This window comes from Streptomyces sp. NPDC001781, from assembly GCF_053596035.1.
This window is the reverse complement of record NZ_JBSFFI010000005.1, coordinates 202,524-215,117: the sequence shown is the minus strand read 5'-3', so window position 1 is coordinate 215,117 and position 12,594 is coordinate 202,524. Positions and strand designations below refer to the sequence as shown.

The 12,594-nt window shown below is 70.7% G+C and carries 8 protein-coding genes; 7 read left to right on the top strand and 1 reads right to left on the bottom strand.

What is annotated here, in order from left to right:
- Window positions 1-153: 153 nt before the first annotated feature.
- Window positions 154-2,877, bottom strand: a complete 2,724-nt coding sequence (gene polA, locus ACWCV3_RS06940) for a DNA polymerase I (RefSeq protein WP_451219502.1) — start codon at window positions 2,875-2,877, stop codon at window positions 154-156.
- A 166-nt stretch (window positions 2,878-3,043) separates the two neighbouring features.
- Here polA and ACWCV3_RS06935 point away from each other — a divergent pair, with 166 nt between their 5' ends.
- The 7 genes from ACWCV3_RS06935 to ACWCV3_RS06905 all read left to right on the top strand — a co-directional run bounded on the left by ACWCV3_RS06935 (window position 3,044) and on the right by ACWCV3_RS06905 (window position 12,572).
- A complete protein-coding gene (locus ACWCV3_RS06935) occupies window positions 3,044-5,344 on the top strand; it encodes an FdhF/YdeP family oxidoreductase (RefSeq protein WP_451219499.1) in 2,301 nt (766 codons plus the stop codon).
- Between the two features lie 57 nt (window positions 5,345-5,401).
- Window positions 5,402-5,881 carry a PaaI family thioesterase gene (locus tag ACWCV3_RS06930; protein WP_451219496.1) on the top strand — a complete coding sequence of 160 codons (480 nt, stop codon included), beginning with the start codon at window positions 5,402-5,404 and terminating at the stop codon, window positions 5,879-5,881.
- A gap of 946 nt (window positions 5,882-6,827) precedes the next feature.
- Window positions 6,828-8,060 (top strand): branched-chain amino acid ABC transporter substrate-binding protein, encoded by a 1,233-nt coding sequence (locus ACWCV3_RS06925; RefSeq protein WP_451219493.1) that lies wholly within the window; start codon window positions 6,828-6,830, stop codon window positions 8,058-8,060.
- A 114-nt stretch (window positions 8,061-8,174) separates the two neighbouring features.
- Window positions 8,175-9,107, top strand: coding sequence for a branched-chain amino acid ABC transporter permease (locus tag ACWCV3_RS06920; RefSeq protein ID WP_451219490.1), 933 nt, complete (start codon window positions 8,175-8,177; stop codon window positions 9,105-9,107).
- Between the two features lie 5 nt (window positions 9,108-9,112).
- On the top strand, window positions 9,113-10,945 hold the full coding sequence (locus ACWCV3_RS06915) for a branched-chain amino acid ABC transporter permease (RefSeq protein ID WP_451219487.1): 1,833 nt from the start codon (window positions 9,113-9,115) through the stop codon (window positions 10,943-10,945).
- A gap of 5 nt (window positions 10,946-10,950) precedes the next feature.
- The gene (locus ACWCV3_RS06910) at window positions 10,951-11,859 is read left to right on the top strand and encodes an ABC transporter ATP-binding protein (protein WP_451219484.1); all 909 of its coding nucleotides are present in this window, start codon (window positions 10,951-10,953) and stop codon (window positions 11,857-11,859) included.
- Window positions 11,856-12,572 (top strand): ABC transporter ATP-binding protein, encoded by a 717-nt coding sequence (locus ACWCV3_RS06905; RefSeq protein ID WP_451219481.1) that lies wholly within the window; start codon window positions 11,856-11,858, stop codon window positions 12,570-12,572. Before ACWCV3_RS06910 ends, ACWCV3_RS06905 begins: the two co-directional genes overlap by 4 nt.
- Window positions 12,573-12,594: the final 22 nt, after the last annotated feature.

Sequence of the window (12,594 nt, the reverse complement as noted above, 5' to 3'; positions counted from 1 at the left end):
GTACTGCCGTGCCGCGGGACGGGCCTGAGGCGGTGAAGCATGCGTATACCCATGCCCGCAGTCTCGCGGGTGGTGGGCGGGGGGCGCGTTCCGGCGGGGGCCACGTGAGTGAAACCCGCGGGGAGGGCTGCTCCCCGCGGGGTTCGCGGTGGCTCAGTGCGCCGCCGACTCCCAGTCCGGGCCGACGCCCACCGAGACGTCCAGCGGGGCGCGCAGGCTGACGGCGTCGGCCATCTCGCGGCGGACGATCCTCTCGGCGGCCGCGCGCTCGCCGGGGGCGATCTCCAGCACGATCTCGTCGTGGACCTGGAGCAGCATCCGGGACTTCAGCTCCGCCTCGCGCAGCGCCCGGTCGACGTTGAGCATCGCGATCTTGACGATGTCGGCGGCGGTGCCCTGGATCGGGGCGTTCAGCGCCATCCGCTCGGCGGCCTCGCGGCGCTGGCGGTTGTCGCTGTTGAGGTCGGGCAGGTAGCGGCGGCGGCCGAAGAGGGTCGCCGTGTAGCCGGTGGCCCGCGCCTCGTCGACCGCGCGGCGCAGGTAGTCCCGCACCCCGCCGAACCGCTCGAAGTAGGTGTCCATCAGCGCGCGGGCCTCACCGGCCTCGATGTTGAGCTGCTGGGAGAGGCCGAAGGCGGACAGGCCGTAGGCGAGGCCGTACGACATGGCCTTGATCTTGCGGCGCATCTCCGCGTCCACCGCGTCCCGGCCGACGGAGAACACCTGGGAGGCGACCGTGGTGTGCAGGTCCTCGCCGGAGGTGAACGCCTCGATCAGGCCGGCGTCCTCGGAGAGGTGGGCCATGACGCGCAGCTCGATCTGGCTGTAGTCGGCCGTCATCAGGGACTCGAAGCCCTCGCCGACCACGAAGCCCCGGCGGATCGCGCGGCCCTCGTCGGTGCGGACCGGGATGTTCTGGAGGTTGGGGTCCGTGGAGGACAGCCGGCCGGTCGCCGCCACCGTCTGGTTGAAGGTGGTGTGGATACGGCCGTCGGCGGCGATGGTCTTGATCAGGCCCTCGACCGTGACCCGCAGCTTGGCCTGCTCCCGGTGGCGGAGCATGATCACCGGCAGTTCGTTGTCGGTCTGCGCCGCGAGCCAGGCCAGGGCGTCGGCGTCGGTGGTGTAGCCGGTCTTGGTCTTCTTGGTCCTGGGCAGGGCCAGCTCCCCGAAGAGGACCTCCTGGAGCTGCTTGGGCGAGCCGAGGTTGAACTCGTGCCCGGCGGCGGCGTGCGCCTCCTTCACGGCCTGCTGCACGGCTCCCGCGAAGGTCTGCTCCATGGTCTCCAGGTGCGGGCGGTCGGCCGCGATGCCGTGCCGCTCCATGCGGGCGAGCAGGGCGGAGGTGGGCAGCTCCATGTCCCGCAGCAGGTCGGCGGCGCCGACCTCGGTGAGCCGGGTCTCCAGCGCCTCGCCCAGGTCGAGGATGGCGCGGGCCTTGATCATCAGGGCGTCGGCCTCGGCGCCGTCGTCCCCGCCGAAGGCGAGCTGGCCGTCGGCCGCGGCGGCCGGGGCCAGCTCGCGGTGCAGGTACTCCAGCGAGAGCGCGTCCAGGTCGAAGGACCGGCGGCCGGGCTTGACCAGGTAGGCGGCGAGCGCGGTGTCCATGGAAACGCCCTCGACCTGCCAGCCGTGCTCGGCCAGCACCCGCATGGCGCCCTTGGCGTTGTGCAGCACCTTGGGCCGCGCGGCGTCGGCCAGCCAGCCTGCGAACGCCCGCTCGTCGGCCTCGTCCAGCTCGGCGGGGTCGAAGAAGGCGGCCGCTCCACCGGCGGCGGCGAGCGCCACCTCGGCGACCGAGCCGGAGCCCAGCGCCCAGGTGTCGACCGTGGCCATGCCCAGCGGCTCGGCGGCGTGCCCGGCCAGCCAGCCGGCCAGCTCGCCGGTGCCCAGGACGGTGCCGTCCACCTCGACGCCGTCGGCGACGACCGGGGCGGCCTCGGCCTCCTCGGCGCCGGGATCGACCGCGAAGAGCCGCTCGCGCAGCGAGGGGTTGCGGATCTCCAGGGTGTCCAGGAACGCGGCGACACCCTTGCGGTCGTACGGCTCACGGCCGAGGTCCGCCACCGTCCGCGGCAGTTCCACCTGGCGCTCCAGCTCGGTCAGCACGCGGTTGAGCTTGACCGACTCCAGGTGGTCGCGGAGGTTCTGCCCGGCCTTGCCCTTGACCTCCTCGACCCGCTCGACCAGTTCGGCGAACGAGCCGAACTGGTTGATCCACTTCGCGGCGGTCTTCTCGCCGACCCCGGGGATGCCGGGCAGGTTGTCGGACGGGTCACCGCGCAGGGCGGCGAAGTCGGGGTACTGCGCGGGGGTCAACCCGTACTTCTCGAGAACCTTCTCCGGGGTGAACCGGGTCAGCTCCGAGACGCCCTTGGTCGGGTAGAGCACCGTGGTGTGCTCGCTGACCAGCTGGAAGGAGTCCCGGTCGCCGGTGACGATCAGTACGTCGAAGCCCTCGGCCTCGGCCTGGGTGGCGAGGGTGGCGATCACGTCGTCCGCCTCGAAGCCGTCCACGGCGAAGCGGGGCGCGTGCATCGCGTCCAGCAGCTCACCGATCAGCTGGACCTGCCCCTTGAACTCGTCCGGTGTCTTGGAGCGGTTCGCCTTGTACTCGGTGAACCGCTCGGAGCGCCAGGTCTTGCGGGACACGTCGAAGGCGACCGCGAAGTGCGTGGGCGCCTCGTCACGCAGGGTGTTGGCCAGCATCGAGGCGAAGCCGTACACCGCGTTCGTCGGCTGGCCCGTCGCGGTGGTGAAGTTCTCCGCGGGCAGCGCGAAGAACGCGCGGTACGCCAGTGAGTGCCCGTCCATGAGCATCAGGCGGGGTCGGCCGCCGGGAGGGGTGTCGGTCTTCTTCGATGCTGTCTCTGCCACGCCCCCGATCCTGCCACGCCGCACCGACAGCCGGATCCGCGCACCGTTCCGCCGGAAGATCGCACACTGTCCACAGGGCTCCCGCCGCGGAAGCTCGCGGGGCATGCTTGTCATCCGGGACCGGGGGATGCCGGATGCGAGCAGGACGATCGAAGGGGAGCGGGCGATGGCGACGAAGCCGCCCAAGGGTGATCCGGTGCAGGACGCGCCGCGGACAGGGGAGCCGAAGCACGCGGCGGCGGGGCTGCCCGCCGTGGGGCACTCCCTGCGGATCGCGCAGCAGCAGATGGGGGTGCGCCGCACCGCGCTGACCCTGCTGCGGGTGAACCAGAAGGACGGCTTCGACTGCCCCGGCTGCGCCTGGCCGGAGCCGGAGCAGCGGCACAGGGCGGAGTTCTGCGAGAACGGCGCCAAGGCGGTGGCCGAGGAGGCCACACTCCGCCGGGTCACCCCGGAGTTCTTCGCCGCCCACCCGGTGGCCGGCCTCGCCGGGCGCAGCGGCTACTGGCTGGGCCAGCAGGGCCGTCTCACGCACCCCATGTACCTGCCCGAGGGCGCCGACCGCTACGAGCCGGTCACCTGGGAGCGCGCCTTCGACATCGTCGCGGAGGAGATCAGGGCCCTCGGCTCGCCGGACGAGGCCGTCTTCTACACCTCGGGACGCACCAGCAACGAAGCGGCGTTCCTCTACCAGCTCCTCGCCCGCGAGCTGGGCACCAACAACCTGCCCGACTGCTCCAACATGTGCCACGAGTCGTCCGGTTCGGCGCTCTCGGAGACGATCGGCATCGGCAAGGGCAGCGTGCTGCTGGAGGACCTGTACCGGGCCGACCTGATCATCGTGGCCGGGCAGAACCCCGGCACCAACCATCCGCGCATGCTCTCCGCGCTGGAGAAGGCCAAGGCGGCCGGCGCGCGGATCATCAGCGTCAATCCGCTCCCCGAGGCGGGCCTGGAGCGGTTCAAGAACCCCCAGACCCCGCAGGGCATGCTCAAGGGCGCCGCGCTGACCGACCTGTTCCTGCAGATCCGCATCGGCGGCGACCAGGCCCTCTTCCGACTGCTGAACAGGCTGATCCTGGAGACGGACGGCGCGGTCGACGAGGAGTTCGTCCGCGAACACACCCACGGGTACCAGGAGTTCGCCGACGCGGCGGCCAAGGCCGACTGGGAGGAGACGCTGGCGGCGACCGGGCTCGACCGCGCGGAGATCGAGCGGGCCCTGGAGATGGTGCTGGCCTCGCAGCGGACCATCGTCTGCTGGGCCATGGGCCTCACCCAGCACAAGCACTCGGTGCCGACCATCCGCGAGGTGGTCAACTTCCTGCTGCTGCGCGGCAACATCGGCCGCCCCGGCGCCGGGGTGTGCCCGGTGCGCGGCCACTCCAACGTGCAGGGCGACCGCACGATGGGCATCTTCGAGCGCCCCGCGCCCGCATTCCTGGACGCGCTGGAGCGCGAGTTCGGCTTCGCCCCGCCGCGCGAGCACGGCTTCGACGTCGTTCGGGCCATCCGCGCGCTGCGGGACGGCGAGGCGAAGGTGTTCTTCGCCATAGGCGGCAACTTCGTCTCCGCCTCCCCCGACACCGAGGTGACCGAGGCGGCCATGCGGCGGGCCCGGCTGACCGTGCACGTGTCGACCAAGCTCAACCGCTCGCACGTGGTCACCGGCGCCCGCGCGCTGATCCTGCCGACGCTGGGCCGCACCGAGCGCGACGTCCAGGGCGGGGTCGAGCAGTTCGTCACCGTCGAGGACTCCATGGGCATGGTGCACGCCTCGCGCGGCCGGCTGGCGCCCGCGAGCCCCCACCTGCTGTCCGAGCCCGCCATCGTCGCCCGGCTGGCCCGGCGGGTGCTGCCGGACAGCACCGTGCCGTGGGAGGAGTTCGAGCGGGACTACGCGGCGATCCGCGACCGCATCGCACGGGTGGTCCCCGGCTTCGAGGACTTCAACGCCCGCGTCGCCCGCCCCGGAGGCTTCACCCTGCCGCACGCCCCGCGCGACGAGCGCCGCTTCCCGACCGCCACCGGCAAGGCCAACTTCACCGCCGCGCCGGTGGAGCACCCCGAGCTGCCCGAGGGCCGGCTGCTGCTCCAGACGCTGCGCTCGCACGACCAGTACAACACCACGATCTACGGCCTGGACGACCGCTACCGGGGCATCACCGGCGGCCGCCGCGTGGTGCTGGTCCACCCGGAGGACGCGCGCGAACTCGGCGTGAGCGACGGCAGTCAGGTGGACCTGGTGGGCGAGTGGAGCGACGGGGTGGAGCGGCGGGCGCCCGGATTCCGGGTGGTGTACTACCCGACCGCGCGGGGCTGCGCGGCCTCCTACTACCCGGAGACCAATGTGCTGGTGCCGCTGGACGCCACCGCCGACACCAGCAACACCCCGGCCAGCAAGTCGGTGGTGGTCCGGCTGGAGGCGCGCCCGGAAGGCCGTCTGGAACAATCGGCGACCGACTGAGCGTTCGCTCAGTGATATCGGTAGCCGCCGGACAGGCGGACGAGAACGGAGCCGGGCATGGGTGAGCAGCAGCAGGTGAGATTCCCGCAGGAGATCATCGACGAGTACGCGGCGCTCGGCGTGGACCTGCCCGCGATGTTCTCCGCCGGCCACCTGGGGACGCGGATGGGCGTGCAGATCGTCGAGGCGGCACCGGAGCGGGTGGTCGGCACCATGCCGGTGGAGGGCAACACCCAGCCGTACGGCCTGCTGCACGGCGGCGCCTCCGCGGTGCTCGCCGAGACCCTCGGCTCGGTCGGCTCGATGCTGCACGGCGGCAGCTCCAAGGTCGCCGTCGGCGTCGACCTGAACTGCACCCACCACCGGGGCGTCCGCTCCGGTCTGGTCACCGGCGTCGCCACCCCGGTCCACCGGGGCCGCTCCACGGCGACGTACGAGATCGTCATCACCGACGAGCAGGACCGCCGCGTCTGCACGGCCCGGCTGACCTGCCTCCTGCGCGACCTCCCGGCGGGCGGGGCCCCGGCCAAGGACTGACGTTCCCCGTTGCCCCGCCCCGTCCCGCGCCGTACCTTTCGGCACATGGGACGGGGCGCGGTGCTTCTCGAACGGCTCGGACTCCGGCGGTGACCGGTATCGGCCCACTGGAACCCGGCGAGGGCACCTGGGTGCGCGAGCCCGCCGAAGCACGCCCGGCATCCCGGTCCCGGCGCCGCCGCACCCTGCTGATTCCGGCCACCGCGTGCGCCGTACTGGCGGCCGGAGCCGCCCTCTGGGGCACCCGCCCGCGTCCGGCGCCCCCGCCCGAACTCCCTTTTCCCGCACAGACGGTGACCATGGCCTTCCTGGCCGGCCGGACCACCGCGCCCCACCGCCTCGCCTTCGACGTGCGCCTCGCCGTGGAGGCCGGACCCCCGGTCACCGTGACACGGGTGAGCCAGCCCTACGCCGGGATGTCGGCCGATTCCGAGCCCCGCGCCCCCTTCCGGACCGCACCCGGCTCGTCCCGGGTGATCACTGTGACCATGCGTGTCACGGAATGCGGAAGGGTACCCGAAAACGCCGCACTGCCTTTCCTGGAAGTAACACTGCGTAATCCGCGCGCAATACAAACCCAGAGTTTCATCCTCGGCCCGCGCTACACCCGATACCTCTCCCGCGCACTCGGGGACGCCTGCGGCGAAAGTGCGCCGTCATCACCAAAACCCCCGAGACACCTGAACAGTTGAGGGCGCGTGCTGCACGTTCTCAGCATGCGGACAGGGCGAATCGGCCGGAATTCCAGCGTTCCCCCCAGGGCGTACCGCTCTGCATTACCTCGTGTCATAACAAGAGCGTCACAGCCTTGGTCAAGCCCTCCTCCACGTTCCCATCACACGCCTAGAGTCACGGCCAGTCACCGCGCCCCGGATTCACCATTTCGGCCAGGCGCGCGGCTCGACCGTTTCCATGGGGATGCGGTCGTCCAGGGAAAGGACTGATCGTGCGTCAACGTTCGCTCATCGCCATCACCGCCGCGCTGTCCGCGGGAGCGCTCACCCTCACCGCCTGCGGCTCGCGCGACAGCGGCGACAACGGCTCCGACGCCAACGGCGGCACCACCGTCACCATCGGCATCGACGCCCCGCTGACCGGCGACCTGTCCGCGCTGGGCCTCGGCATCAAGAACTCGGTGGACCTCGCGGTCAAGACCGCGAACAAGAAGGAGTTCGTCAAGGGCGTCACCTTCAAGATCGACGCGAAGGACGACCAGGCCCAGCCCTCGTCCGGCCAGCAGAACTCGACCGCCTTCGTCACCGACAAGAGCGTCCTCGGTGTCGTCGGACCGCTGAACTCCTCCGTCGCCGAGTCGATGCAGAAGGTCCTCGACGACGCCAAGCTGGCCCAGGTCTCCCCCGCCAACACGGGCCCCGGCCTCACCCAGGGCCCGGACTGGCAGAAGAAGAAGGTGCGCCAGTACAAGTCGTACTTCCGCACCGCGACCACGGACGCCATCCAGGGCCCGTACGCGGCGGAGTACGTCTTCAACAAGGCCAAGAAGAAGAAGGTCTTCGTCATCGACGACAAGAAGACCTACGGCGCCGGCCTCGCCGCCACCTTCACCGAGGCGTTCAAGAAGCTCGGCGGCAAGATCGTGGGCACCGAGCACATCAACCCCGACACCAAGGACTTCTCCGCGGTCGCCACCAAGGTGAAGAACTCCGGCGCCGACGTCGTCTACTACGGCGGTGAGTACCCGCAGGCCGGCCCGCTCACCAAGCAGATCAAGGCCGCCGGCGCCAAGGTGCCGCTGGTCGGCGGCGACGGCATCAAGGACGACACCTTCTTCAAGCTCGGCGGCCCCGCCGCGACCGGCGACTACGCCACCTCCGTCGGTGCCCCGGTGGAGACCCTCCCCTCCGCCAAGCAGTTCGTCGCCGACTACAAGGCTGCGGGCTACAAGGAGGCGTACGCGGCCTACGGCGGCTACTCCTACGACTCCGCCTGGTCGATCATCGAGGCCGTCAAGAAGGTCGTCGACGACAACGACGGCAAGCTGCCCTCCGACGCCCGCGCGAAGGTCACCGCCGCCCTCCAGAACGTCTCCTTCGACGGCGTGACCGGCAAGGTCTCCTTCGACGAGTACGGCGACGCCACCAACAAGCAGCTCACGGTGTACTCCGTCAAGGACGGTGCCTGGAAGGCCGTGGAGTCCGGCACCTACAACGGGTCCTGACCCACAGCCGCACCAGCCGAGCCGCGCGGGGCGCTCAAGAGGCGCCCCGCGCGGACTCGCATCCGGCCACTCCCGGCCACATCCGTCGCTTATCCCACGCTCGGAGGACATGCGGTGAACGAACTGCCGCAGCAGCTCGTCAACGGCCTGCTACTTGGTTCCATGTACGGGCTGGTCGCCATCGGCTACACCATGGTCTATGGCATCGTCCAGCTCATCAACTTCGCCCACGGCGAGATATTCATGACCGGCGCCTTCGGCGCCCTCACGGTCTACGTGTACATCCTTCCCGACGGCACCTCCATGTGGATCGCCCTGCCGCTGATGCTGGTGGGCGCCATCGTGGTCGCCGTGACCGTCGCCGTCGGAGCGGAACGATTCGCCTACCGGCCGCTGCGCAGCGCCCCCCGGCTCGCCCCGCTGATCACCGCCATCGGCCTCTCCCTCGCCCTCCAGCAGGCCGTGTGGGCCTGGTACCCCGAGGCCAAGTCCGCGCGCACCTTCCCCAGCATCCCCGGCGGACCCTTCGAGATCGGCAACGTCACCATCCAGACCGGAGACGTCTTCCTCGTCGCCGCCGCCCCGCTCAGCATGGCCGTCCTCGCCTACTTCGTGATGCGCACCCGCACCGGACGCGGCATGCAGGCCACCGCCCAGGACCCGGACACCGCCAAGCTGATGGGCGTCAACACCGACCGCATCATCGTCATCGCGTTCGCCCTCGGCGCCGTCTTCGCGGCCGTCGGCTCCGTCGCCTACGGCTTCAAGTACGGCCAGATCGACTTCCGCATGGGCTTCATCCTCGGCCTCAAGGCGTTCACCGCGGCCGTCCTCGGCGGCATCGGCAACATCTACGGCGCCATGCTCGGCGGTCTCGTCCTCGGCGTCGCCGAGGCCCTGTCCACCGCCTACATCGCCGACATCCCCGGCATGGACAAGTTCGGCAGCCAGTCCTGGGCAGATGTCTGGGCGTTCGTACTCCTCATCCTCGTGCTCCTGCTGAGGCCACAGGGCCTGCTCGGCGAGCGCGTCGCGGACAGGGCGTGACACCGATGACCACACAGACCACCGCACCCGGCACCCCGGAGACCCCGGACACCGTCTCCCCCGCCGCCACCGGCCTGATCGGCCTGCCGACCTCCCTCGGCCGGGCCCTCGCCACCGGCGGCGGCGCCCTCGCCGTCGTCTCCACCTTCCTCGCCTGGACCTGGACCTCCGCCTTCCCCGGCGACCTCACCGTCTACGGCTACCCCGGCGGCCTCCAGGTCCTCGTCCTCATCGGCGGCCTGCTCACCACCCTGCTCGGCCTCGCCTCCTACGGCGTCAAGGGCCTCACGGTCCTCACCCCCGGCAACGCCGACAGCGCCCTCAGGCTCGCCGCGCTCGGCACCTTCGCCACCGCCTGGTACACCGTCATCGCCATCAGCGCCAAGCTCGGCGGCGTCGTCAACCTCGAACCCGGCGGCTACCTCGTCGCCCTCGCCACCCTCGCCGCCCTGCTCGGCGCCCTCGCGCTGCCCTTCCAGCGGCCCGAACCCGACCCGGCCGACCCCGACGACACCGGCTGGGAAGCCTTCCGGCACCGCGCCCGGCAGAACTGGACCGTCTTCAAGTCCGCCTTCGCCGCCGACTCCCCCGCCCCCGGCCGCACCCTGCCCGCCTGGGCGGAGATCCTCGTCATCACCGGCGTCATGGCCTTCGGCCTGCTCGTCTTCACCTACGGCATCGGCACCGAGTACGACGAACTCTTCATCGGCTTCCTCATCACCGCCGGCTTCGGCTTCGCCGCCCTCGCCAAGGCCGGACTCGTGGCCCGGATCTCGGCGATCACCTCGCGGCACCGCACCGTCACCATGACCGGCGCCTTCGTCGCCGCCGCGGCCTTCCCCTTCACCCAGTCCGACGACCAGTACGCCACCATCGGCGTCTACATCCTCATCTTCGCCACCGTCGCCCTCGGCCTGAACATCGTCGTCGGCCTCGCCGGCCTGCTCGACCTCGGCTACGTCGCGTTCCTCGGCGTCGGCGCCTACACCGCCGCCCTCGTCTCCGGCTCGCCCTCCTCACCGCTGCACGTGCACTGGCCCTTCTGGGCGTCAGCCCTGCTCGGCGCGTTCGTCGCCATGATCTTCGGCGTCCTCATCGGCGCACCGACCCTGCGGCTGCGCGGCGACTACCTCGCCATCGTCACCCTCGGCTTCGGCGAGATCTTCCGCATCACCGTCCTCAACATGGACGGCACCTCCGGACCCGACGTCACCAACGGCTCCAACGGCATCTCCTCGGTCCCCAACCTCGACATCCTCGGCTTCGACTTCGGCCAGGAACACCAGCTGTTCGGCGCCACCATCGGGCGGTTCGCCAACTACTTCCTGCTGATGCTCCTCATCACCCTCGTCGTGGTCGTCGTCTTCCGGCGCAGCAGCGACTCCCGCATCGGCCGCGCCTGGATCGCCATCCGCGAGGACGAGACCGCCGCACTCGCGATGGGCATCAACGGCTTCCGGGTCAAGCTCATCGCCTTCGCCCTCGGCGCCGGTCTCGCCGGACTCGCCGGCTCCGTCCAGGCCCACGTCACCTACACCGTGACACCCGAGCAGTACCAGTTCGCCCACGTCGTCCCGCCCAACTCGGCCTTCCTGCTCGCCGCCGTCGTCCTCGGCGGCATGGGCACCATCTCCGGGCCCCTCGTCGGCGCCTCCCTGCTCTACCTGATCCCGGCCAAGCTCCAGTTCCTGGGCGAATACCAGCTCTTCGCCTTCGGCGTCGCGCTCGTCCTGCTGATGCGCTTCCGCCCCGAGGGCCTCATCCCCAACCGGCGCCGCCAACTCGAGTTCCACGAGGACACCGCCGCGCCCGCCGTCCTCAGCAAGGCAGGGGCCTGACCACCATGACCACCGACACCACCATCCAGGACGCCGCACCCGGCACCACCCCCGGCGAGACGGTCCTCGACGCCCGCGGCGTCACCATGCGCTTCGGCGGCCTCACCGCCGTCCGCGACGTCGACCTCACCGTCAACAGCGGCGAGATCGTCGGCCTCATCGGCCCCAACGGCGCCGGCAAGACCACCTTCTTCAACTGCCTCACCGGCCTCTACGTCCCCACCGAGGGCGAGGTCCGCTACAAGGGCACCGTCCTGCCGCCCAAGTCCTTCAAGGTCACCGCGGCCGGCATCGCCCGCACCTTCCAGAACATCCGGCTCTTCGCCAACATGACCGTCCTGGAGAACGTGCTCGTCGGCCGGCACACCCGCACCAAGGAAGGACTCTGGTCCGCCCTGCTGCGCGGCCCCGGCTTCCACAGGGCCGAAGCCGCCTCCCGCGCCCGCGCCATGGAACTCCTCGCCTTCGTCGGCCTGGACGCCAAGGCCGAGCACCTCGCCCGCAACCTCCCCTACGGCGAGCAGCGCAAGCTGGAGATCGCCCGCGCGCTGGCCAGCGAGCCCGGACTGCTCCTGCTCGACGAGCCCACCGCCGGCATGAACCCACAGGAGACCCGCGCCACCGAGGAACTGGTCTTCGCCATCCGCGACCAAGGCATCGCCGTCCTCGTCATCGAGCACGACATGCGCTTCATCTTCAACCTCTGCGACCGCGTCGCCGTGCTCGTCCAGGGCCAGAAGCTCATCGAGGGCGACAGCGCCACCGTCCAGGGCGACGAGCGCGTCGTCGCCGCCTACCTCGGCGAGCCCTTCGAGGACGCCCCCAAGGCCGAGGAGGCCACCGAGGTCGCGGCGGCCGAGGCACAGGCCGGGACCACGAAGGACACCGCGCCCGGCAAGGAGAACGAGCGATGACCGCACTGCTGGAAGTCGAGGACCTGCGCGTCGCCTACGGCAAGATCGAGGCCGTCAAGGGCATCTCGTTCAAGGTCGAGGCCGGCCAGGTCGTCACCCTCATCGGCACCAACGGCGCGGGCAAGACCACCACCCTGCGCACCCTGTCCGGGCTGCTCAAGCCGGTCGGCGGACAGATCCGCTTCAACGGCAGGTCGCTGAAGAAGGTCCCCGCCCACCAGGTGGTCTCCCTCGGGCTCGCCCACTCCCCCGAGGGCCGGCACATCTTCCCGCGCATGACCATCGAGGACAACCTGCGCCTCGGGGCCTTCCTGCGCAACGACAAGCCCGGCATCGAGAAGGACATCCAGCGCGCCTACGACCTCTTCCCCATCCTCGGGGAGCGGCGGAAGCAGGCCGCGGGCACCCTCTCCGGCGGTGAGCAGCAGATGCTCGCCATGGGGCGGGCGCTGATGTCCCAGCCGCAGCTGCTCATGCTGGACGAGCCGTCCATGGGGCTCTCGCCGATCATGATGCAGAAGATCATGGCGACCATCGCCGAGCTGAAGGCGGGCGGCACGACGATCCTGCTGGTCGAGCAGAACGCCCAGGCGGCGCTCTCGCTCGCCGACCAGGGGCACGTCATGGAGGTCGGCAGCATCGTGCTCTCCGGCACCGGGCGGGACCTGCTCACCGACGAGTCGGTGCGCAAGGCGTACCTCGGCGAGGACTGAAACAGGCACTGAACAGCACACG